Here is a 22,843-nt window from a genome sequence, read left to right as displayed (position 1 = left end):
CTCCGACCCGTGCCTCCAGATCCACATAGGAAAACAGCGATCCAGAGCGCTCATCCGACCCGCGCATCAAATGCCCCCAGCCAACTCCTCTAGCCGAGTGAATCACGCCAAACGCCGCCCCGCTACAGACTTTTTCAACAGCCTGCTAGGCTTACCTAACGAAGTTGCCGCCAAGCTCGTCATCGATATGGGCGCGGATGATCTCCTCGAAGCTCGCTTCCGCCTTGAAGCCGAGCGCGGTCGAACGCTGCGGGTTGAAGTTGCGCGGCCAGCCGGCAACGATGCCATCGATGACCGGGTCCGGAACCCGCTTGATCCGCTTCACCACATTCTCGCCGGCGACCTTGCGCAACGCCTCGATCTGCTCCGCCACCGTGCAGGAATAGCCGGGCATGGTCAGGGTGCGGCGAGGCCCGATGGCGCCGGTATCCATCGTCGCGGCATGGATGAGGAAGCCGACGGCCGAACGCGGCGAGGCATGCCAGTGCCGGACCTGATCGGAAACCGGCAGCACCGCCTCTTCACCGTTCAGCGGCTCGCGGATGATGTTGGAGAAGAAGCCGGACGCGGCCTTGTTCGGCTTGCCCGGACGCACGCAGATCGTCGGCAGGCGAATTCCGACGCCATCGAAGAAGCCACGGCGGGAGTAATCGGAGAGCAGCAGCTCGCCGATCGCCTTCTGCGTCCCGTAGGAGGTCAGCGGCGTGGTGAAGAACTCGTCCTCGATCTTCTCATGGAAGGGCGCACCGAAGACCGCGATCGAGGAGGTGAAGACGACACGCGGCTTGTAGCCGCCGCCGACCTTTCGGATCGCTTCGAAGAGATGGCGCGTGCCGTCGAGATTGATCCGGTAGCCCTTGTCGAAATCGGCCTCGGCTTCGCCCGAGACGATCGCCGCGAGATGGACGATCAGGTCGGGGCGGGAAGCGATCAGCGACTCGGCCTCCCCCTCGTTCGACATGTCGGAGACGACGACGTCGAAGATGAAGGGCGCTGCGGCTGGCGCGCTTGCAGCGACGACATCCTGGGCCGTGATCTTGGTGACCGGCTTGCCGCCGAGCTGACCGTCATGGGCCAGTCTTTCGATGAACTTGCGGCCGACCATGCCGGCGCCACCGAGAACGAGAATATGCATGGGGATTTCCTGGTGCTTGTTGTTGATCAGTGTGGCAGGCGCCCGCCGAGTTCATCTTCGATATGGACGCGGATGATCTCGTCGAAATCCTTTTCGGCCCGGAAGCCGAGCCCAAGCGCGCGCCTGGCCTCGAAGCCGGTCGGCCAGCCGGCGACGATCTCGGTGACTGCCTTGTCCGGAGCACGGCGGATCAGATTGACCGCCTTCTCGCCGGCCACGCGCCGCAGGGCCGCGATCTGCTCCCCGACCGAGCAGAAGACGCCCGGCATGGTCAGATTGATCCGCGGACCGAGGGTTTCGCGGTCCAGCCCGGCAGCATGGAGCAGGAAGCCGACAGCCGAACGCGGGCTCGCATGCGTGAAGACGAGATCGTCGCCGACCGGCAATGACGCCTCCAGCCCGACCAGCGGCTCGCGGATGATGCTGGAGAAGAAGCCCCCGGCCGAAGCATTCGGCTTGCCTGGGCGTACCGCGATCGACGGGAAGCGGATTCCGACACCGTCGACGAAACCCCGCCGCGTGTAATCCGCAAGCAGCAACTCGCCGACCGCCTTCTGCGTCCCGTATGAGGTCAGCGGCGTGGCATGGAACTCGTCCGGAATCACCGCCGGATAGGGCGCACCGAACACGCCGCTCGACGAGGTGAAGACGAGACGGGGCACATAGGAGCCGCCATCCTTCCGTCCTTCCCGGCGGATTGTCTCGAGCTGGCTCAGGGTCCCGTCGAGATTGATCCGATAGCCCTTGTCGAAATCTCGCTCGGCCTCGCCGGAGATGATCGCAGCAAGATGGAAGATCACGAGCGGGCGGGCCCCGATCAGTTCCGCGGCGATGGCGGGATCGGCGAAATCCTCGGTGCGGATCTCGATCTCGCCGTCAAAGCCCCCGGGCGTCTCCGGCGTAACGACATCGGTCAGCGTCAGCTTGCTGATGGCCCTGCCGGCGCAAGCACCGTCAGCCGCCAGCTGCGCTGCGAGCTTGCGGCCGACCATGCCGGCCGCACCTGTCACCAGGACGTGCATCGACGCGCCCTTCCCTGCGTCAGAGCGCGAAGCCACCATCGGCGAGATGAATCTGCCCGGTGGTGTAGCTCGACTCGTCGGAACCCAGATAGACGGCAAGCCAGGCGATTTCCTCGGCCGTGCCAAGCCGGCCCATCGGCTGGCGGTCGACGAAGGCCTGACGCGCAGCCGCCTCGGTCGTCTTCGTCACCTTGGCGAGATCGGCGATGCGCTGGTCGAGCGAGGGCGACTGGATCGTGCCCGGGCAGATTGCGTTCGCGCGAATGCCTTTCTTGATGTAGTCGGCGGCGACTGCCTTGGTCAGGCCGATCACGGCCGCCTTGGTCGCGCCATAAGCATAGCGGTTTGGAATGCCGCGCACCGAGCCGGCGCCCGAAGCGATATTCACGATGGAGCCCGCGCCCTTCGACAACATCCCCGGCAGGAAGGCCTTGGTCGTGCGGTGCATCGACTTGACGTTGAGGTCGAAGGAAAAATCCCAGGCCTTGTCGTCGCAGTCCAGAACGGTGCCGTGGTGAACGAAGCCGGCGGCATTGACCAGGATGTCGATCGGTCCGACCTTCTCGGCGAAAGCGTCGACGGCCTTGCTCGAAAGCACGTCGAGCTTACGCTTCTTCGCCTTCGGGATTCCCTCCAGCAGCGCAACATCCTTGTCCGTTGCCCAGACCGTCGCGCCTTCCCTGACGAAGGCTTCCGCGATCGCCCGGCCGATGCCCTGCCCCGCGGCCGTGACGACGGCGACCTTGCCCTTCAAACGTCCTGCCATGTCCTTGGTCCTCTTGTTAAGCCGGCTTATTGTCAGAGCTGCTTGCGCATATGCGTCAGGCGCCGATCGGCCAGATCAGTGTGATGGGTAACCGCGAAACCCAGGCGCTCATACCAGGCGATGCGCTCGGTCAGTTTCGCGTGGGTGTAGAGATGCACCGAACCAAAGCTGAGTGCGGCGGCGCGCTCGTCGGCAAAGCGCATCAGCAGCAGACCGAGCTTGCGCCCTTGTGCCCCTGGGGAGACCGCCACGCTCCAGATCGTGAAATCGTCCGGAGAGATCTCGAGAACAAGCGCGGCATCCAGCCCGTTGTCGCCGTCGACCAGCCAGACCTCATGCTCGGCCACGACCTGCGCATAATCGGCGATCCGCGGGAGCGAAGGCACGCCGATAATGGCCTCGTTCGGCGTATAGGCTGCGCTCTTCAGCGCCCTGATGGCGGGAATGTCGCCGGATGACGCCCGGCGCAAGGACAGCCCATCGATCCCGCCCAGCATCTGGTTGAAGGTCCCGAGCGCCAGCTTCTGCCGGCCCTCGGCGTCGAAATTCGCGGGATCCAGCCAGCGCTGGAAGCCTTGCGCCCGCACCGGCCATTCGCTGTCGAGGATCGAATACCAGGCGGTGTCGCGATTCCTGCCCTTCACCACCATGTGCTGGCGGAACAGGCCTTCGTACTGAAAGCCGAAGCGAAGCGCTGCTCGCTTCGACGGTTCGTTCAGGGTGTTGCACTTCCACTCGAAACGGCGATAGCCGAGCGAGAATCCGTAGGCGCCGCACAGATAGATCGCCTCGGTCGCAACCCGGGTCTTCTGCAGGCTCGGCGAATAGGTGATGTAGCCGACCTCGAAGACGCCATGCTCGGGCCTGATCTCCATCAGCCAGAGATGGCCCTTGGCCTTGCCGTCGGCCCTGTCAATCACCGCGAACGGCACGATGCCGGCCTTCGCCGCCATCGTCGTCAGCAGCTCGCGATAGCTTTCGCGATCCTGCGGCGGATGGGCCGGCATCCAGGTCCAGATCTGATCATGCCCGCCATTGGCCTGCCAGATATCGTCAAGATGCCGGTCCGGATCGATCGGCTCGAGCCGACAATAGCGCCCTTCCAGTACCTTGGCCGGCGGAAAGGGCGGTGCTTTCCAATCAGGCGAAAGGGTCATGATTTCCCCCGCGCATGCCAGGCGGAGAGATCGAGCGAGATATTCCAGCCAGCACCGAGCTCGGCAGCGGCCGCATGGGCAAGCGCTGAACCCTCCGCCTCCCAGACAAGCCGCTCGACCTCGTTCGCGAAGGCCGACGCCGCCTCGTCCTCTTCATCGTAGATCGCGTCGAACGCATCCATCCAGACTTCCAGCCGATCGCCGAACGCCTCGGAGAGACCGGCGTCCTCAGCGTCGATCGCCTTGCGCCTGCCCTTGGCGGCGATCATCCAGAGGCCGCTTCGCCCGAGCCATTCGGGCGCAATGACGAGTTCGCTGCTCACGAGCGCGCCTTGAGGTCGTCCTCGAAGAAATTGTTAAGCGGGACCGACGGCCCGTTGCCGGCGAAGCCTGCAAAACTGCCCTGCTCGGTGATCAGGCGTGTCGCCTCGATGAAGGCAGCCCAGGCCGCGCGCGCCAGCGCCGCGCCGATCGAGATGCGCCGGACACCAAGTGCGGTGACATCAGACACCGTCAGGCCGAAATCGCCATAGATCAGCGCATTGACCGGCTTGCTGCCGGCAGCCGCGACAATCGCGGCGATCTGCTCGCGGGTCTTTGGCCCGGGCGCATAAAGCACATCGGCGCCCGCCTCGGCATAGGCGGCAATGCGCCTGACCGATTCGTTCAGCGGGTCGTCATGGCCGGTGAGGAAGCACTCGGCACGCGCCGTCAGCAGAACGCCGGAGCCGGTCTCGTCAATCGCCCGCCGCGCCGCGCGGATCCGCTCGACCGCGAGCTCGAAAGGATAGAGCGGGACGTCATCACGGCCAGTCGCATCCTCGATCGAGAGTCCGGCGACACCGGTCGCCACACAGGCTTTCACATTGAGCGCGACATCGGCCGGTCCGTCGGCATAGCCGTTCTCGAAATCGGCATTGATCGGCAGGTCGGGTACGGCTTTCACCATATCCGCGATATGAGCGAGCATCATGTCGCGCGGCACGTCCTGATCAGCCCGCCCCTGCGTGAAGGCGAAACCGGCGCTGGTCGTGGCCAGTGCCCTGAAACCCTGCCCGCGCAGCCAGCGCGCCGAACCGACATCCCATGGGTTCGGCATGACGAAGCAGCCAGATTCGTGAAGTGCACGAAAGGCGGCGATCTGCGGACTGTCGGTCATTTTAAATCGTTTCAGATGCGAGTTGGCCGAGCGATGCCCCATACTGTCCGGGCGCGTGCCGTTTGTCAGCCCTTCACGTCATGCGTCAAGGCTCGGCGCCGATGCGCAACCGGCATGGAGGCCGATCAATAGGCTGCAATCAGCTCGTAGATGAAAGCCGTGAGACCGGCCGGGCCCGGGATCCCGGAGGCAAGAGCACCGCGCAGGAGCGCAGGCAGTGCCTCCCGGTCTGTGCCGCTGAGCAGGGCAATGCCATGCGCTGCACTCGCATCCTGCGTTGTGGGAAAGGCGGGATGGGGCCTGGCCGCCAGGGCAACGCCTGTTCGGACCGAGAGGACGCCAGAACGCCCGATCAGGTCCACTAGGCTCGGTGGCGGCACCGCCTCTTCACCCCTGCCCTGCCATGTCACTCCAGCGAGATAGCGGCCGAGGCCACGCCCGGCCCGGCCCGTCTCACGATAGACAGAGCGGCTGAACGCCCCCATGGCCGGTCGCATCCTGCGCGTTTCCGGGGTCGGAGTGGCAAGCAGATCGAGATATTCGGGCGTCTCCAGTGCCTCTGCCGAGCCGAGGTCGTAGAGCGTCAGATAGCGGGCGGCGGCGCCACGCCCCCCGACGTAACGCTTCGCGGCGAGGAAGCCGGGCATCGTCAGCCGCTCCGGGACATGCTCGCCCCCGTGCCAGGCCTCGTAATCCGGGCGCATGGCCGGGTCGACGCTGTTGCCGATCGCCAGGAAGACTGGTCCGGGCCAATCGGCCGAACCTGACGGCATGCCCGTCATGGCCGCAGGACGATCTTGGATGCAATGCGACGGCTTGCTCTTGCAAAGGCGTCGAGCCCCGCTGCGAGCGGCCTCTCTTCACTGATCATCCGCCGGATGCGCTCCTGTTGCGCAGCCATGAGCGCGATCACCCGCGGCCACGTTGCCAATGGCGAGCGATAACTCCCGCGAATCTGCTGGTGCCGCCGCACGAGCGCCGTCAGGTCGATTGGCGCCGGACGGGGATGAATCCCGCAGATGACCAGGACACCGCGCAAGGCAAGCAGATCGATCGCCTCCGGCACCACTGCCGGTGCGCCCGCGGCCTCGATGATCAAGGTCGTCCCGGCCGTGTCAACCGTCTCGGGAAAGCCGAGTGCCTCGACGGTGGCGAGGCGGACCGCGTCGTCGCGCCCAGCCACGACAACCCGCGCTGCACCCGCCACCTCGGCGGCCAGCGCTGCCCCTTGCCCGATCGTGCCGGGCCCGATGACCAGCACCATATCGCCCGGTTTGACGCCGCCTGTATCCACGGCCTCGGTCGAAACCGTCATCGGCTCGGCGAGCGCCGCAACCGCATCATCGAGCGCATCGGGAAGGGCGATGCAGTTCTCTGCCGGAATGGCAGCAAGGGCTGCAAAGCCGCCATTGCGAGCAATGCCGATGCCGGTCCGCGTGGTGCAATCTTCTGCCCGCCCTGAGCGGCAGCGCTCACAACGCCCGCAGACGACGGAGGGACGCACCACCACGCGTGTTCCGACCGCGATTCCGTCGGTGCCTTCCCCGAAATGCCGGACGCGGCCGACGAACTCGTGCCCGAGCGTGACCGGCATTGCGGCCGCCATCGCTTCGTATCCGCCCGACCAGTCCGCGATATGGAGATCCGTGCCGCAGATACCGGCAGCCATAACCTCAAGCAGCACTTCGCCGGGACCGGCAGTCGGCTCGGATATCTCACCGAGCCAGAGCCCGGGCGCTGGGGCGGCCTTGCGAAGCGCGAGCATGAACCGCTCTCACTCGACCTTGATCGCAGCCGACTTGACCACCTTTGCCCAGGTTTCGGCATCCTTGGCCATGAACGCCGCGAGTTCGGCCGGCGTGCCGGGCGCCGGCTCGGCGCCGATCTCGACCAGGCGGGCGTTCACATCGGGCCGTGCCAAGGCCGCGTTGATCGCGGAATTGAGCACCTGCACCACTTCGGGAGCCGTTCCCTTGGGAGCGACGAGGGCCACCCAGGCCGAGAGGTCGTAGCCGGGATAGCCTTGCTCGGCGACAGTCGGCACATCCGGCAACAGCGAGGCACGCTTGCCCGTGGTCACCGCGAGCGCCTTCATCGTGCCGCCCTTGACGTGGCTAGAGGCGCCGGCAAGGGTCGAGAACATGACATCGATATTGCCGCTGATCGCATCGGTCAAAGCCGGCGCTTCGCCGCGATAGGGCACATGCTGGACCTTGGTATCCGAGACCAGGCCGAAGAATTCTCCAGCCAGATGCGCGACCGTGCCGGTGCCGCCCGAACCGAAGGTGATCGGCCGCTTGCTCGCCTGCCCATGCGCAGCCAGTTCCTTCATCGTATTGGCCGGATAGGATTTCCCGGCCGCAACAACGAAGGGCAGCTTCGCGATCATCGCGACCGGGACGAAATCCTTCTCCCAATCGAAGGGCACATTCGCCTTCAGCGCGGGATTGATCACCATCGTGGTCGGCGCAGCGAGCAGCGTGTAGCCGTCTGGCTCCGCCTTGGCGACGGTCTGGGAGCCGAGGATCGTGGCAGCACCGCCGCGGTTCTCGATGACGAAGCGCTGCTTGAGCACGTCGCCCGCCGCTTCGGCAACGACGCGCGTCACGACATCGACGCCACCACCTGCAGCAAAGGGCACGACGAGCTGCATGGCCCGCACCGGATAGGCCTGGGCCCGCGCCGGCCCGGCAGCCGTTGCCGCAAGCAGCCCGAGCGCCGCCGCCATCGCCTCACGCCTGCTCAGGGGGCCCGGCCGGGTGGGGGTAAGCGCCAACGGGTCCGTCATGATGTTTCCTCCTACTCTTATTGCAAACGACAAGGCCATCGATGGGGAGGGGCGACAACAGCGAATCCTGCGTCCCGCGATAGCCTGAGGCTATAGATCAGCCCCGACTTTTGAGATCTCGGCCCGCAACACCGTCTCGAAATGCTGGATCAGGCGGCTGCGCGCGCGTTCGACATTCCGATGCAGGAAGACCTCGTACTGGGCCGGGTGATCGAGCGGCAGGAGCGCGACCACATCGCGGTTGGCCGCCAGCGCGCTGAAACGGTCGACGATGGCAAGACCGAGCCCTGCCTCGGCAAGCGCAATCGCGGTTTCGGCGAAGCGGGCGACATGCGTCCGCTCCGGCACGACGCCACCGTCGCGCAGCACCGCGTCGACGACCTGACCATGCACGGATTGTGGCTCGAACACGATGATCGGGATGCCGGCCAGAGCCGAGGGCGACAGGCGCTTGGCCGAAGCCAGCGGCCAGTCACGCGGACACACGGCAACCGCCTTGCCGGTCCCGACCGATATGCTCCGGATTCCCGCATGAAGAATAGGGAACAAGGTGACGGCACCCTCGCCCTGAGCCGAGAGCAGATACTCCATCACCTGGCTGACCGACAGGATATCGAGATGCAGGCTGAGCCCGGGATGGTCATTCAGCAGGCTGGCGGCTGCGCGCGGGATCAGGACGCGGCCAATGCTCGGCGAAGCGCCGAGACGGAGCGAGCCGGTATCGGCGCGTGCCAGCCTGAGCGCCCGCGCCAAAGCGCCTTCGAGCTGGTCGAAGGCGATGTCGACCTCACCGAGAAGACGATGCGCCTCCGCCGTCGGCGTCAGGCGGCCGCCATGCCGGTCGAACAGGGCAAACGCGCAGATATCCTCGATCCGCCGCACCGTCTTGGTCACGGTCGGCTGGGCGATACCGAGATCGCGCGCCGCACCGACGATGGTGCGAGCGCGCATCACGGCGCGGAAGACTTCGATCTGCCTCAGCGTGAGCAGCAAAGCGGCGCGCTCCTCCGCCAGCGACGACCGACTAGTGATTGTCGCGCGGAACGCCGAACTTCTTGTGGATTTTCTGGTACTTGACCGCCGGCTTCAGCACCATGCCCTCGGAGAGCTCGCCAACGATCTTGCGCTGGATCTCCTGCCAGGGGGTCTGGCTCTTCGGATATTTGTAGCCGCCGGCCGCCTTCAGCGCGACGCGGCGCTCGTCCAGCTCCTTGTCGGAAATCAGGATGTCGGCCGTGCGCTTCTTCAGGTCGATGCGGACCTTGTCGCCGGTCTTCAGCAGCGCAAGTCCGCCGCCGGTCGCCGCTTCCGGCGAGGCGTTCAGGATCGAGGGCGAGCCCGACGTGCCGGACTGGCGGCCGTCACCGATACAGGCCAGCGCCGTGATGCCCTTCTTGATCAGGTAATCCGGCGGCCGCATGTTCACGACCTCGGCCGCGCCGGGGTAGCCGATCGGCCCGACGCCGCGAATGAAGAGCACGCTGTGCTCGTCGATCGCGAGCGACGGATCGTCGATGCGGTGGTGGTAATCCTCCGGTCCGTCGAAGACGATTGCCTTGCCCTCGAAGGCCATCGGGTCCTTCGGGTTCTCGAGATAGCGCTTGCGGAATTCCGGCGTGATCACGCTGGTCTTCATGATCGCGGAATCGAACAGGTTGCCGCGCAGATTGAGGAAGCCGGACTGCGCCTTCATCGGCTCGTCATAGGCCTTGATGACGCGACGATCGCCGGAGAAGAAGCCTTCGCAGTTCTCGGCCAGCGTCTTGCCGTTGGCGGTGATGGCGGGCTTGATCTTGCCCTTGGCGACGAGCTCGGCAACGACCGCAGGCACGCCGCCGGCGCGGTAGAAATCCTCGCCGAGATATTCGCCGGCGGGCTGCAGGTTGACCAGCAGCGGGATGTCGTAGCCGATCGCAGTCCAATCCTCGTTGTCGAGCTTCACGCCAATATGCTTGGCGATGGCGTTGACATGGATCGGCGCATTGGTGGAGCCGCCGATTGCCGAGTTGACGACGATGGTGTTCTCCAGCGCTTCGCGCGTCAGGATCTTCGACGGGATCAGGTTCTCCCAGACCATCTCAACGATGCGCTTGCCGGTGTGATAAGCCATCTCGTAACGGTCGCGATAGGGCGCCGGGATGGCGGCGCCGCCGGGCAGGGTCATGCCCATCGCCTCGGCCAGGGAGTTCATGGTCGAGGCCGTGCCCATGGTGTTGCAGTGGCCGGCCGACGGAGCCGACGACGCCACCAGATCGACGAAGCCGCGATAGTCGATTTCGCCGGCGGCCATCATCTGGCGCGCCTTCCAGACAATCGTGCCCGAACCGGTGCGTTCGCCGCGGAAATTGCCGTTCAGCATCGGCCCGCCCGGCAGCGCGATGGCGGGGATGTCGACCGTGGCGGCCGCCATGATCTGGGCCGGGGTGGTCTTGTCGCAGCCGGTCGTCAGCACGACCCCGTCGAGCGGATAGCCGTAGAGGATCTCGACGAGCGAGAGATATTGCAGGTTGCGGTCGAGGCTCGCGGTCGGGCGCTTGCAGGTTTCCTGGATCGGATGGATCGGGAACTCGAAAGGCACGCCGCCCATCTCGCGGATGCCGTCGCGGACGCGGGCGGCAAGCTCGATATGATGGCGGTTGCAGGGCGCGATATCGGAGCCTGTCTGGGCGATGCCGATGATCGGGCGGCCCGACTGCAGCTCTTCGCGCGACAGGCCGAAATTCATGGTGCGCTCGATATAGAGCGCGGTCATGTCGGCATTGGCGGGATTGTCGAACCAGGCCTTGGAGCGCAGCTGCTCCGGCTTGATCTTGCGGACCGACTTCCTTGCAGGCGTCTTGGCCATCCCCGTCATTCCCTCTCGCACCGGCGCGCAGCCTTCGCGCCGCGTCCGCCATGGTCTTTAAATCGATTTGACCAGCCAATCATGCCGATCGCCATGCGCGCGACAAGAGCCAAATTCGACCAAATCGCGTCACCTGCATTCTGCATACAGCACACAAATTACTTCGCCAATCCATGCAGATGCCGGCTGCGCAGGAAAGGTCGCCGCCCTGCAGTTTGCAAGTGTTCCAAATGCGCGGCCGCCCGGCGGCCGGTGCAGACGGCGGGCTTGCATCGCCGCTGCGTTTCCGGCCAAGACAGCGCACCACGACAGCGCAAGGCCCACGACAGGGCCGCCTCGTCGAGAGCTTGCAGAGGAAAACGCACCATGACGCTGCAGACCGTCTCCTCCTTCGCCCGGATCGGCGAGGAAAACGCTTTCGCCGTGCTGGCACGAGCGACCGAGCTGCAGCGCAAGGGCAAGGACATCATCAATCTCGGCATCGGCCAGCCCGATTTCCCGACGCCCGACCACATCGTCGAGGCCGCGGTGAAGGCGCTGCGCGACGGCCATCACGGCTATACGCCGGCCAATGGCATCCTGCCGCTGCGCGAGGCGGTCGCCGCCGACCTGCACAAGCGCTTCTCGGTCGACGTCTCGCCGGAAGAGGTGATGATCGTGCCGGGCGGCAAGGTCACCATGTTCATGGCGATCCTGATGTTCGGCGAGCCCGGCGCCGAGATCCTCTATCCCGATCCCGGCTTCCCGATCTATCGCTCGATGATCGAGTTCACCGGCGCGACCCCGATCCCGGTACCGATCCGCGAGGAGAACGGCTTTGCCTTCTCGGCCGAGGAGACGCTCTCGCTGATCACGCCCAAAACCCGGCTGCTGATCGTCAATTCGCCGGCAAACCCGACCGGCGGCGTCACGCCGAAGGCCGAGGTCGACAAGCTCGTCGCCGGGCTCAGCCGCTTCCCCGATGTCGCGGTGATGTCGGACGAGATCTACGACCAGATGCTCTACGACGGCGAGAAGCACGTCTGCCTGCTGAGCTATCCCGAAATTCGCGACCGGCTGATCCTGCTCAATGGCTGGTCCAAGACCTATGCCATGACCGGCTGGCGCATGGGGTTCTCGGTCTGGCCGAAGCCGCTCTACGACAATGCCCGCAAGCTCGCGGTCAATTCGCATTCCTGCGTCAACGCCCCGGCGCAATGGGCCGGGCTCGCCGCACTCACCGGCCCGCAGGACGCGGTGCATGCCATGGTCGCCGAGTTCGATCGGCGCCGGAAGGCGGTGGTCGCTGGCTTGAACGCCTTGCCCGATGTGTCCTGCGCCGTGCCGAAGGGCGCCTTCTACGCCTTCCCGAATATCTCGAAGACCGGGTGGAAGGCGAAGAAACTGGCCTCCGCCCTGCTCGAGGATGCGGGTGTCGCGACGATCGGCGGGCCCGATTTCGGCATCCATGGCGAAGGCTATATCCGCCTGTCCTATGCCAACTCGCTGGAGAACATCGAACGCGCGCTGGAGCGGATGAAGAGCTTCCTCGCCAACGCGAAGGCAGCATGACGATGATCACCTGCCATTTGAGCTATATCGTCGATCCCTACCAGCTGCCGGCCTTCGAGGCCTATGGCAAGCTCTGGATCAGGCTGGTCGAGAAATTCGGCGGCAAGCATCACGGCTATTTCATGCCCTCGGAAGGCACGTCGAACGTCGCATTGGCGATGTTCAGCTTTCCGTCGCTTGCGGCCTATGAGGAGTATCGCACCGCCTCGTTCAAGGACGAGGAATGCCTGGCGGCCGTGGCGATGAACGAGAAGCACCGCTTCATCATCAGCTATGAACGCTCGTTCTTCCGACCGGTATTCGAAGACGATCAGGGTGCGCGCCGCGCACCCTGATCGCGCCGATTGGAACGGCGTCAGGCTTTCGCCGCGCTCGCGGCCGCGTCGATATTGGCGACCAGTTCGGCATCGAGCCCGACCGAGCCCGCAAGCCCGGCGAGGAAGTCCTTCTCCGCGGGCGTATCCGGATTGATGGCGATGCGAGCCGCCGTGTAGATCTGCGCCGCGAGTTCCGGCGTTTCCGCCGCTTCGGCGAGGACATCGACCGAAGCCGGATTGGCCATTTCATGGGCGAGCCAGGCATTGGCTTCCGGATCGAAACCGGCGTCGCGCAGGCCGCCGAGAATGGCATTGCGCTCCTCGGTGTCGATATGACCGTCGGCGGCAGCGGCTGCGATCATCGCCCGGATGAAGATCAGGGCCGTTGCCTCGCTTGCGGCCTCCGGCTCGAAACCGGTCCCGACTGGTGCCGGCAGAACCTCCTGACGCTTCAGATCGAGCAGGGGTTTGCCGGCTTGATGGTTCTGGTAGGCCTTGTAGGCGAGGCCGCCGATCAGCGCGAGGCCGCCGAGTTTCGCCGCAGAGCCGGCAACCGAACGCCCTGTCGAGGAACCGAAGAGCAAGGCGCCGAGGCCGCCGAGCACCGCAGTCGCCACGGCCGGATTGGTGCTGAACATCCCCTTGGCCTGTTCCAGCAACTGGTCGGGCGTCTTGCCGCCGGAGACCTGGCCGAGAACGTCGCTCGCCTTCTGCTCCAGCCCTGTCTGGCGCGCGGCATCCTGCATGCCCTGCGTCGCCTGGCCGAGCACGCTGCCGACGAGGCCGCCAATGCCGCCCGAACCACCGGCCTGCTGAACTTGTTGCGCCAGATTGCCCAGCATTCCGCCGAGCCCCCCGGACTGGCCGGCCTGCTGACCGGCTTGATTGCCGGCGCTGACCAGCGCGTCCAGCAGAGATTTTGCGTTGAACATCGAGAGGCTCCCTCGTTTAGGCCATTCACCGCAAAGCGGCGGCGTAACCTGCACCCGGGCCACGGGCTTCACAAGCCGCCCCGCATGGAAGGGAACCTTGACGCGATCATGACAAAGGCAACGGCAGGAGCCCCGGCTCCTTCAACGTCTCAAGCGCGATTTCCGAGCGGACCCGCGCGACGCTTTCATGCGGCATCAGGATCTCGTTGACGAAGCGCGAGAGCTCCTTGAGGTCGCCTACCGCAACCTTGAGCAGATAATCCGCCTCACCTGTCAGGGCATGCGCCTCCAGGATCGCGGGAGTCAGCTTGACGAGATCGCGAAAGCGGCGGGCATTGTCACGCGAATGCGTGTTCAGCGCGACATGGATGAAGACGGTCACCCCGAGCCCGACGGCTGCCGGATCGATCAGCGCGCGGTAACCACGGATCGTCCCCTCCTCCTCGAGCCGTTGGCGCCGGCGGGAAATCTGGCTCGCCGACAACCCGACCTTCTCGGCCAGCGCGCCATTCGTCAGGGAGGCATCCTGCTGGAGCGCATCGATCAAGCGCCAGTCGAAGGAATCGAGACCGCTCACATCACGCACCGTTGGTGACCTCCMTGCACGAACTGTGCGGATCTCGCGCCATGACGCGGCATTTTGCAAGCTCCTTGCCTTCGCCGTGCGCGACCATGTCGGCAATCATATCGAGAGGAGAACGCCATGGGTCCATTTCCGCACGACACCGCCCCTCCCGCTATTTCCGAGGCCAATCCGATGGGAACGGACGGTTTCGAGTTCGTTGAATACGCCCATCCCGAGCCAGAGAAGCTCGGCCCGCTCTTCCAGCAGATGGGCTTCACCGCCGTCGCCCGGCATCGCTCCAAGAAGGTCACGCTGTACCGTCAGGGTGACGTCAATTTCGTCGTCAATGCCGAGCCGGATTCCTTTGCCCAGCGCTTTGCGGCCGAGCATGGCCCCTGCGCTTGCGCCATGGCCTTCCGCGTCGTCGATGCCAGGCATGCTTTCGAGCGCGCCGTGTCGCTTGGCGCCGAGCCCTATGAAAGCAAGGTCGGCCCCGGCGAGATGCAAATTCCCGCCGTGAAGGGCATTGGCGGCTCGATCCTGTATTTCGTCGAGCGTTATGGCGCGAAGGGCTCGATCTGGGATGTCGATTTCGAGTGGATCGACGAGCCGGATCCGCACCCGGAGCAGGCCGGTCTCTATTACMTCGACCACCTCACCCACAACGTCCATCGCGGCCGCATGGACCATTGGGCGGGCTGGTATGGCAAACTCTTCAACTTCCGCGAGATCCGCTTCTTCAATATCGAGGGCAAGCTCACAGGCCTGATCTCGCGCGCCTTGACCTCGCCCTGCGGCAAGATCCGCATCCCGATCAACGAGTCGCTCGACGACAAGAGCCAGATCGAGGAGTACCTGCGCCAGTACAAGGGCGAGGGTATCCAGCACGTCGCGCTCGGAGCCCACGACATTTACGCCACCGTCGAGCAGCTGCGCCGCAACGCCCTGCCCTTCATGCCGGCGCCGCCGGCAACCTATTATGAGCGCGTCGAGGCGCGCGTTCCCGGCCATGGCGAACCGGTCGAGCGGCTGAAGGCCAACGGCATCCTGATCGACGGCGAGGGTGCGGTTGCGGTCGGCTCCAAGGAGGGCCGGATGAGCAAGGTCCTGCTCCAGATCTTCTCCGGCACGGTGCTCGGGCCGATCTTCTTCGAGTTCATCCAGCGCAAGGGCGATGACGGCTTCGGCGAGGGCAACTTCCGCGCCCTGTTCGAGTCGATCGAAGAGGACCAGATCCGTCGCGGCGTGCTGAAGGTCGAGGCGGCCGAGTAACCTCCGCGATCGCGGCACAGGACGCGGCGCCGCCCCCACGGCAGCGCCGCGTTTCGCTTGTCGGGGAGCCAAGACAAGCGTAGCATTTTCGAGAGCGCGCACGCAGCCAAGTGCGCGTCTCGAGGGACTGCCCATGTCGACAGCTGCGATTACGCGCGGTCATCAGGGTCCCTGGTGGACGCATCTCTACGTCCAGGTGCTGACCGCCATCGCGATCGGGGTGCTCGTCGGGCATTTCTATCCGCATACCGGCGAGGCGATGAAGCCGCTCGGCGACGCCTTCATCAAGGCCATCAAGATGATCATCGCGCCGATCATCTTTCTCACCGTCGTGCACGGCGTCGCGTCGATGGACGACATGAAGAAGGTCGGCCGCGTCGGCGTGAAGGCACTGCTCTATTTCGAGGTGGTGACGACGCTTGCGCTCATCGTCGGGCTCATCGTGATCAATCTCTGGAAACCCGGAGTCGGCATGAGTGTCGATGTCGGCGGGCTCGACACCAGCTCAATCACCGCGTTCACGGCCAAGGCGAAGGAGCAGAGTACCATCGGCTTCCTGATGGACATCATCCCGGCGACAGTGGTCGGTGCCTTCGCAACCGGCGAAATCTTGCAGGTGCTGTTCTTCGCCCTGCTCTTTGCCTTTGGTCTGCAGATGCTCGGCGAACGCGGCAAGCCGGTCCTGCACTTCGTCGACGATATCGCCCAGGTCTTCTTCAAGATCGTCGGCATCATCATGAAGGCGGCACCGATCGGTGCTTTCGGCGCGATGGCCTTCACGATCGGAAAATTCGGCATCGGCACGCTGCTGTCGCTGGGCAGCTTCATGGCCGCCTTCTACACGACCTGCCTCATCTTCATTTTCCTCGTGCTCGGCACGATCGCCCGGCTGCATGGCTTCAGCATCGTGAAGTTCATCGCCTACATCAAGGAAGAGCTGCTGATCGTGCTCGGCACCTCCTCCTCCGAGAGCGTCCTGCCACGGATGATCGCCAAGATGAGCTATCTCGGCTGCAAGGAGAATGTCGTCGGCCTGGTCATCCCCACCGGCTATTCCTTCAACCTCGACGGCACCTGCATCTATCTGACGATGGCCGCGATCTTTCTCGCCCAGGCTACCAATACCGAGCTGAGCCTGTCGCAGGAGATCGGCATCATCGCCGTGCTGCTGCTGACCTCGAAAGGCGCGGCCGGCGTCACGGGCTCCGGCTTCATCGTACTCGCCGCAACACTGGCCTCGGTCGGCACTATTCCCGTGGCGTCGATCGCCCTGATCCTCGGCGTCGACCGCTTCATGTCGGAGGCGCGCGCCCTCACCAATCTGATCGGCAATGGCGTCGCGACGATCGTCGTGGCGAAATGGGAAAATTCGCTCGACGAGCGTCGCATGCAGCGCATCCTCGCCAAGGAAGCCGATTACGACGCCGCCGAGCCCGAGCGCGTCGTGGCGGTCTGAGCGCTGCCAGATCATCGGACGGGATATCGTATCCAGTCCGATGATCTCACCTTTGTGTTTGCATCGGCTTTCCCGAAAACCGCGATCCACTTTTCGGGCCGATGCTTAGGGCGCGAGCTTGCGCAGCATCAGCGGTGCGCCCACCGCAGGGTCCTTGCGCCATTGGCCGTTCTCGAAGACGAGATCGACGCTGTGCCCCTTGCGTGCAACCAGCGAAAGGCGCCCGGCCGCATAGCGCCAACCGACGGGATCGAAGATCGTCAAGCCAGTATCGTCGCAGCGCCCGTCGAAACGGGCGGGAGCGCCACCCGGAGAATTTGCGGGGCCGGCCGCAAGCATGAGGCGACATCCCTCGCGGTTCTGCTGGCGCATCGTGACATAGCGGCCGGGCACGGCGTCGGTGGCAGGCGCGCCCGCAGGGTCGACGACGGTCGGCCGGGCCGCAGCGGTCGCGGCGCGCTCTGCCGCGCTCGGAGGCACCGGGCGCGCGCTGCGGGGATGATCCTTCGGATCCAGCAGATAGTCCTGCCCGTCCGTGCCCTTGCCATTCAGGCCGGCGCCGGACTTGCTGAGCGTGATCACGGCCTTGCCGGCCTCGTCATTCAGGCGCAGCCCGCCCCCCTCAGCCACACTCCAGGACACAATCTGCCCGATAATGGGCAATGCGCGGCGGCAGGTGGCAGGGAAGCGCAATTGCCGCCCCTGTCCCGACTGTTCCGCTCCAAGGGTAATGGTGCATTGGCGCGGCGCGCCGACCTGTTCGAGGTTCCAGGCACCGATCATGGGGCGAACGGTGTCAGGCGCGGTCTCCGCTCCCTTCGGAAGCGGCGGCTTCTGCGCCTGTACGGGCCCCGCGAAAAGGACGCCCGCCACAAGCGGCAGGCATCCGCGCCTCATCTGAACCAAAACGTGGTGTCTCAGGCTTTCTTCCATGGTGTCTCGGCAACCGGCGTCAGAGGACCCCTGCCATCGAACCATGAAACCAGGTTGTCGACCAGAAGCTGGCCCATCTGTTCACGCGTATGCACCGATGCCGATCCGACATGCGGCAACAGCACCACATGATCCATCGCGATCAGTTCGGCCGGCACGCGCGGCTCGTCCTCGAAGACGTCCAGGCCGGCCGAAAGGATGACCTTGTTCTTGAGCGCCTCGATCAACGCCTGTTCGTCGACCACCGAACCGCGGCCGACATTGATGACGATGCCATTGGGGCCGAGCGCCTTCAGGACGTCGGCATTGATCATGTGATGAGTCGCAGCGCCGCCAGGCGCAACCGAGATCAGGGTGTCGACATCGGCCGCCATCTCGATCAGCGAAGGATAGTAGCGATAGGACACATCCGCCTGGCGGGTGCGGCCATGATAGCTGACCGGCAGGCCGAAGGCCTCGATACGCTGCGCCACCGCCTTGCCGATTCGGCCGAGCCCAACGATGCCGACCTTGCGGGTCCGCAGCGAGGTCGTCAGCGGATAGGCCTTCTCCAGCCACTTGCCGGCGCGCAGGTACCGGTCGACCTGCGGCAGCTGGCGCACCGTCGCCAGGAGCAGGCCGAGTGCCAGGTCCGCAACCTCATCGGTCAGCACGTCCGGAGTATTGGTGACGATCAGCCCGCGCTCGCCGGCTTCCTTGGCATCGACGGTGTCGTAACCGACGCCGAAATTGGCAACGATCTCCAGTTTCGGCAGGGCGTCGAACAGCGTGCCATCGATCCTGACATGCGCGCCGCCCCCGGCGACGCCACGAACCTTGCCGCCGATCTCCTTCAGCATGGCGGTCCGGTCCTCTGCCTTCCAGAGTTCATGCACCGTGAAACGGGCCTTCAACTGGTCGGCAGCATAGGCCATCAGCGGGCCGGTCATGATGATGTCGGTCATATCGTGAACTTTCGTCGGGCGTGAGTGTCAGAGCGGCTGGCTTGATTTCAATTCTTTAAAACGATTAGATCGCGAAACCTCAAGGCCTCCGCCACGCGGCATCGGCAGAGCAGTACTACACGGGCTGCAGAGCGAGAAAAGCGCGTCGTTGTCATATGTAGTATGACTTATTCAGGCGATTTTCGGGGTGCTCTGCTGTCCGGCCCATGCCAGGAAGGTGAGCGTGGTGTTCAGGCTGTCCGTTACCAGCGCACTCATCCGGGCCGCGGCGAGATCGCCGTCCCGCTGGATGATCGCATCCAGCACCCGCTCGTGATCGAACAGCGACGTGACATAGAACCCCTGATCGTCTCCCGACTTCAGCAGCAGCGACCATTGGATCGTCGCCGAGACGACGCTTGCCAGACATTGCAGCGTCGAATTCTGCGCGGCAGCGAGAATCGCCTCGTGGAAAGCCAGGTCGGCACGAATGGTTGCCTCGGCATAGGGCGGGTTGTCGATCATGCCGTGATAACCCGCCTGGATTCGTACGAGATCGGCGGGCGTACGCCGCAGGGCCGCAAGGCGCGCTGCGCTCGGCTCGACAAAACTGCGCAACTCGAACAGGTCGCGAATGAATTTCTCGTTCGGGTCGGCCTCGAAATGCCAGGACAGCACGTCGGGATCGAGCAGGTTCCAGCCGTCGCGCGGCGCTACCCGCGTGCCGCTCTTCGGGCGCGCCTCGACCAGCCCCTTCGCCGTCAGGTACTTCACAGCTTCGCGATAGGCGGTGCGCGAGACCGAGATTTCGGATTTCAGATCGGCTTCGTTCGGCAACAGCTCGCCGGCTTTGAACGTCCCTGAAATGATCGCGACCGCGAGCTTCTGAGCCACCTGCCCGAACAGGCGGTCGGGATTCAGGGTCGTCGGCCGCGAAAAGTCGCGCACCCGCATCTGCTGGCGTCCTCACCCGTTTTCAATCGCGCCCAAGCCGCCGGAAGGCGGTTTCATTGGAGCGATTCCGGCGCTTGACACGCCTGTCCGTATCGTATGACTTTATCGTAGATGAAACCCGGCGCAACAGGCACTGCCTGGTCTGCGGCGCTTTTCGTCGGTCGGTCACGAGAAGCCGACAGCAGCGGCGGTGCGGAGTGCCCGGACACGGGACGATACCGGACCCCAGAGGAAACTTAAGTCCGGGAGAGGGTTCAGATGGCCTCAGTCCAGATCGCTGATGTGCGCAAGGCTTACGGCTCGACGCAGGTCATCCATGGCGTCGATATCGACATCAACGATGGCGAGTTCGTTATTCTCGTCGGCCCCTCGGGCTGCGGAAAATCGACCCTTCTGCGCATGATCGCCGGGCTGGAGAATATTTCCGGAGGCGAGATCCGCATCGGCCCGCGCGTCGTCAACGACGTGCCGCCGAAAGAGCGCGACATCGCCATGGTSTTYCAGAATTACGCGCTCTATCCGCACATGACAGTGGCCGACAACATGGCCTTCTCGATGAAGCTGCGGAATGCCCCCAAGGCCGAGATCGACGAGCGCGTCAACAAGGCTGCCGGCATTCTCGGCCTCAACAAGCTGCTCGACCGCTATCCGCGCCAGCTTTCGGGCGGTCAGCGCCAGCGTGTCGCCATGGGCCGCGCGATCGTGCGCGATCCGCAGGTCTTCCTCTTCGACGAGCCGCTTTCGAATCTCGACGCCAAGCTGCGCGTGCAGATGCGCACTGAGATCAAGGAACTGCATCAGCGTCTCAAGACCACGACGGTCTATGTCACGCACGACCAGATCGAGGCCATGACCATGGCCGACAAGATCGTCGTGATGCATGACGGCATCGTCGAGCAGATGGGCGCTCCGCTCGACCTCTACGACCGGCCGAACAACCTTTTCGTCGCGGGCTTCATCGGCTCGCCGTCGATGAACTTCCTCAAGGGCAAGATCACCGCGGCCGGGTTCGAGACCGAGGGCGGCGTGATCTGGCCCATCGGGCAGCATCCGGCTGACTCGAACGGCAAGGCCGCGGTTTTCGGCATCCGTCCGGAGCACCTCCAACTCAACCCCAACGGCCTCAAGGCCGAGGTCGTGGTCATCGAACCGACCGGCTCCGAGACGCAGGTCGTCGTGCGCTGCGGCGGGCAGGAACTGACCTGCGTCTTCCGCGAACGCATCACGGCCAAGCCCGGCGAAACCATTGGCATCACGCCGGACACCAGCGTCACGCATCTGTTCGACGCCGCCACCGGCAAGCGTATCTGAGCTTCTGACTGCTGCGGAGGCCCGCGCCTGATTGCGCCTTGGCCCGCATGACATGACGTTACGACAGGCCAGCACGGACACCGGCTGGCCTGGCGCAGCCAAAAGAGCCGGCGATGACTTCCAGGGACGGGTCGCAGGCCACATAAAAAAGGTCCCTTCTTTCCGGGAAGGAACAACCAATGACGATTTCAAGACGCGATATGCTGCTGGGCAGCGCCGGCGTGGCTGCGGGCGCCGGCCTGATGGGGCACTTGGGGACCGCCCCCGCCTTCGCCCAGGCGGCCGCTCCAAAATTCACCCCCGAACCAGGCGCTCAACTGCGCGTGCTGCGCTGGGCCCCCTTCGTCAAGGGTGAGGAAGACGCCTGGCTCGCCAATACCAAGAAGTTCACGGATGCGACCGGCGTTCAGATCCGGGTCGACAAGGAAGGCTGGGAAGATATTCGTCCGAAGGCCGCCGTCGCCGCCAATGTCGGCGCAGGCCCCGACATCGTGCTCGTCTGGTTCGACGATGCCTTCCAGTATCCTGACAAGCTGCTCGACGTCACCRAGCTCGGCAATTATCTCGGCGGCAAATATGGCGGCTGGTATCCCGGCCTTGAAGGTTACGCCAAGAAGGACGGCAAGTTCATTGGCCTGCCGCTGGCTGCCATCGCAAACGCCGTGCTTTATCGCGACAGCTGGGTCAAGGAAGCTGGCCACTCGACCTTCCCGACCAAGACCGACGCCTTCCTCGATCTCTGCAAGGCGCTGAAGGCCAAGGGGCACCCCGCCGGCTTCACCCTCGGAAAGGGTGTCGGCGACGGCAACAACTTCTGCCACTRGCTGCTCTGGAGCCATGGTGGCCGAACCGTCGATGATGCCGGCAAGGCCGCGATCAACAGCCCCGAGACGATCGCGGCGATCAAATACGCCGCCGAGCTCTACAAGACCTTTATCCCGGGCACGGAAAGCTGGCTCGACATCAACAACAACCGCGCCTTCCTGGCCGGTGAGGTTTCGGTCACCGCCAACGGCGTCTCGCTCTACTACTCCGCGAAGAACGACCCCAAGCTCGCCGACATGGCCAAGGACATGAGGTCGGCGAACATGCCGATCGGCCCGGTGGGCCAGTCGGTCGAATTGCACCAGACCACCACCTGCGTGATCTTCAAGCACACCAAGTTCCCGCAGGCGGCGCAGGCCTATCTCCAGTTCATGTACGAGCAGGAACAGATGCCGACCTGGATCACCCAGGCCAGCGCCTATTGCTGCCAGCCGCTGAAGGCCTACGCCAATAATCCGGTCTGGACCTCGGATCCGGTTCACACCCCGTATCAGAAGGCCTCTGAGACATTGCGCCCGAACGGCTATTCCGGCCCGCTCGGCTACGCTTCGGCTGCGGTGATGGCCGACTACGTTCTGGTCGACATGTTCGCGGAAGGCRCTACCGGCCAGCGGACGCCTGAGGAAGCGGCCAAGCGCGCAGAGGCACGGATCAACCGCTACTATCGCGTCTGATCGCTGCAACGAAACGGCGCGGCCACGGCCGCGCCCGCCGGCGGCGAAGAGCCGCCGGCCCTGCATCCGGGAGAGATCACCATGGCTGACACCGCAATCGCGCGGCCGGCGGAGCGTGCGAGACCTTCTATGCTGGCGCGGCTGGGCCAGAGCCGCAACGGACTCGGCATCCTGTTCATGGTGCCCGCGGCGATCTTCCTGATCGTCTTCCTCGCCTGGCCGCTGGCGCTCGGCGTCTGGCTCGGCTTCACCGATACC

The 22,843-nt window shown here is 64.7% G+C and carries 22 protein-coding genes and 1 pseudogene; 7 read left to right on the top strand and 16 right to left on the bottom strand.

Annotated elements, in window-relative coordinates; all coding sequences use genetic code 11:
- Positions 1 to 151: 151 nt before the first annotated feature.
- The 11 genes from denD (AC1D34_RS14660) to AC1D34_RS14610 all read right to left on the bottom strand — a co-directional run bounded on the left by denD (AC1D34_RS14660) (position 152) and on the right by AC1D34_RS14610 (position 10,872).
- Positions 152 to 1,135, bottom strand: a complete 984-nt coding sequence (gene denD / locus AC1D34_RS14660) for a D-erythronate dehydrogenase (protein WP_476824600.1) — start codon at positions 1,133 to 1,135, stop codon at positions 152 to 154.
- Positions 1,136 to 1,161: 26 nt separating this feature from the next.
- Positions 1,162 to 2,157 (bottom strand): D-erythronate dehydrogenase, encoded by a 996-nt coding sequence (denD, locus tag AC1D34_RS14655; RefSeq protein WP_441492469.1) that lies wholly within the window; start codon positions 2,155 to 2,157, stop codon positions 1,162 to 1,164.
- A 19-nt stretch (positions 2,158 to 2,176) separates the two neighbouring features.
- A complete protein-coding gene (locus AC1D34_RS14650) occupies positions 2,177 to 2,923 on the bottom strand; it encodes an SDR family oxidoreductase (protein ID WP_441492468.1) in 747 nt (248 codons plus the stop codon).
- A 32-nt stretch (positions 2,924 to 2,955) separates the two neighbouring features.
- The gene (locus AC1D34_RS14645; RefSeq protein ID WP_441492467.1) at positions 2,956 to 4,080 is read right to left on the bottom strand and encodes a GNAT family N-acetyltransferase; all 1,125 of its coding nucleotides are present in this window, start codon (positions 4,078 to 4,080) and stop codon (positions 2,956 to 2,958) included.
- Positions 4,077 to 4,403, bottom strand: coding sequence for a hypothetical protein (locus AC1D34_RS14640; RefSeq protein WP_476824599.1), 327 nt, complete (start codon positions 4,401 to 4,403; stop codon positions 4,077 to 4,079). Before AC1D34_RS14640 ends, AC1D34_RS14645 begins: the two co-directional genes overlap by 4 nt.
- Entirely contained in the window at positions 4,400 to 5,239 is an 840-nt protein-coding gene (locus AC1D34_RS14635; protein ID WP_476824598.1) for an isocitrate lyase/PEP mutase family protein, read from the bottom strand. Before AC1D34_RS14635 ends, AC1D34_RS14640 begins: the two co-directional genes overlap by 4 nt.
- 125 nt (positions 5,240 to 5,364) lie before the next feature.
- Complete coding sequence (locus AC1D34_RS14630; RefSeq protein ID WP_476824597.1) at positions 5,365 to 6,021, bottom strand: hypothetical protein; 657 nt, start codon at positions 6,019 to 6,021, stop codon at positions 5,365 to 5,367.
- Positions 6,018 to 7,004 carry a zinc-dependent alcohol dehydrogenase gene (locus AC1D34_RS14625; protein WP_476824596.1) on the bottom strand — a complete coding sequence of 329 codons (987 nt, stop codon included), beginning with the start codon at positions 7,002 to 7,004 and terminating at the stop codon, positions 6,018 to 6,020. The genes AC1D34_RS14630 and AC1D34_RS14625 overlap by 4 nt, the downstream gene beginning before the upstream one ends.
- Positions 7,005 to 7,013: 9 nt before the next feature.
- Entirely contained in the window at positions 7,014 to 8,027 is a 1,014-nt protein-coding gene (locus tag AC1D34_RS14620) for a tripartite tricarboxylate transporter substrate binding protein (RefSeq protein ID WP_476824595.1), read from the bottom strand.
- Between the two features lie 90 nt (positions 8,028 to 8,117).
- Positions 8,118 to 9,020: a LysR family transcriptional regulator gene (locus tag AC1D34_RS14615; protein ID WP_441492461.1), complete on the bottom strand. Its 903-nt coding sequence runs from the start codon at positions 9,018 to 9,020 to the stop codon at positions 8,118 to 8,120.
- 31 nt (positions 9,021 to 9,051) lie between these two features.
- On the bottom strand, positions 9,052 to 10,872 hold the full coding sequence (locus AC1D34_RS14610; RefSeq protein WP_441492460.1) for an IlvD/Edd family dehydratase: 1,821 nt from the start codon (positions 10,870 to 10,872) through the stop codon (positions 9,052 to 9,054).
- A gap of 366 nt (positions 10,873 to 11,238) precedes the next feature.
- On the opposite strand from AC1D34_RS14610, the gene AC1D34_RS14605 reads away from it, so the two are divergent.
- The gene (locus tag AC1D34_RS14605) at positions 11,239 to 12,423 is read left to right on the top strand and encodes a pyridoxal phosphate-dependent aminotransferase (RefSeq protein ID WP_476775529.1); all 1,185 of its coding nucleotides are present in this window, start codon (positions 11,239 to 11,241) and stop codon (positions 12,421 to 12,423) included.
- Between the two features lie 2 nt (positions 12,424 to 12,425).
- Complete coding sequence (locus AC1D34_RS14600; protein ID WP_476824601.1) at positions 12,426 to 12,758, top strand: NIPSNAP family protein; 333 nt, start codon at positions 12,426 to 12,428, stop codon at positions 12,756 to 12,758.
- A 20-nt stretch (positions 12,759 to 12,778) separates the two neighbouring features.
- Here the strand turns inward: AC1D34_RS14600 and AC1D34_RS14595 are convergent, their stop codons facing one another.
- Positions 12,779 to 13,672 (bottom strand): tellurite resistance TerB family protein, encoded by an 894-nt coding sequence (locus AC1D34_RS14595; RefSeq protein WP_476824594.1) that lies wholly within the window; start codon positions 13,670 to 13,672, stop codon positions 12,779 to 12,781.
- Positions 13,673 to 13,778: 106 nt separating this feature from the next.
- On the bottom strand, positions 13,779 to 14,258 hold the full coding sequence (locus tag AC1D34_RS14590) for an Lrp/AsnC family transcriptional regulator (RefSeq protein WP_476824593.1): 480 nt from the start codon (positions 14,256 to 14,258) through the stop codon (positions 13,779 to 13,781).
- Between the two features lie 117 nt (positions 14,259 to 14,375).
- Between AC1D34_RS14590 and hppD the strand changes: the two genes are divergently transcribed.
- Positions 14,376 to 15,509 (top strand): 4-hydroxyphenylpyruvate dioxygenase, encoded by a 1,134-nt coding sequence (gene hppD, locus AC1D34_RS14585; protein WP_476824592.1) that lies wholly within the window; start codon positions 14,376 to 14,378, stop codon positions 15,507 to 15,509.
- Positions 15,510 to 15,642: 133 nt separating this feature from the next.
- Complete coding sequence (locus AC1D34_RS14580) at positions 15,643 to 16,965, top strand: dicarboxylate/amino acid:cation symporter (protein ID WP_441492455.1); 1,323 nt, start codon at positions 15,643 to 15,645, stop codon at positions 16,963 to 16,965.
- Between the two features lie 105 nt (positions 16,966 to 17,070).
- Here the strand turns inward: AC1D34_RS14580 and AC1D34_RS14575 are convergent, their stop codons facing one another.
- The 3 genes from AC1D34_RS14575 to AC1D34_RS14565 form a co-directional block, all read right to left on the bottom strand.
- A complete protein-coding gene (locus tag AC1D34_RS14575; protein WP_441492454.1) occupies positions 17,071 to 17,748 on the bottom strand; it encodes an AprI/Inh family metalloprotease inhibitor in 678 nt (225 codons plus the stop codon).
- Positions 17,749 to 17,882: 134 nt separating this feature from the next.
- Positions 17,883 to 18,842: a 2-hydroxyacid dehydrogenase gene (locus AC1D34_RS14570; protein WP_476824591.1), complete on the bottom strand. Its 960-nt coding sequence runs from the start codon at positions 18,840 to 18,842 to the stop codon at positions 17,883 to 17,885.
- Between the two features lie 171 nt (positions 18,843 to 19,013).
- Complete coding sequence (locus tag AC1D34_RS14565; protein WP_441492452.1) at positions 19,014 to 19,769, bottom strand: FadR/GntR family transcriptional regulator; 756 nt, start codon at positions 19,767 to 19,769, stop codon at positions 19,014 to 19,016.
- Positions 19,770 to 20,033: 264 nt separating this feature from the next.
- Between AC1D34_RS14565 and AC1D34_RS14560 the strand changes: the two genes are divergently transcribed.
- From AC1D34_RS14560 to AC1D34_RS14550, 3 genes and pseudogenes are all read left to right on the top strand, one after another.
- Positions 20,034 to 21,086: an ABC transporter ATP-binding protein gene (locus AC1D34_RS14560; protein ID WP_069878780.1), complete on the top strand. Its 1,053-nt coding sequence runs from the start codon at positions 20,034 to 20,036 to the stop codon at positions 21,084 to 21,086.
- Between the two features lie 179 nt (positions 21,087 to 21,265).
- Positions 21,266 to 22,585 carry an ABC transporter substrate-binding protein gene (locus AC1D34_RS14555; protein WP_476824590.1) on the top strand — a complete coding sequence of 440 codons (1,320 nt, stop codon included), beginning with the start codon at positions 21,266 to 21,268 and terminating at the stop codon, positions 22,583 to 22,585.
- 81 nt (positions 22,586 to 22,666) lie between these two features.
- A pseudogene (locus AC1D34_RS14550) lies at positions 22,667 to 22,843 on the top strand (sugar ABC transporter permease); the annotation flags it as partial.

This window comes from Allobosea sp. P1_A7, from assembly GCF_056406775.1.
The sequence above is the reverse complement of the archived record's forward strand: the minus strand, read 5'-3'. Positions and strand labels throughout refer to the sequence as shown.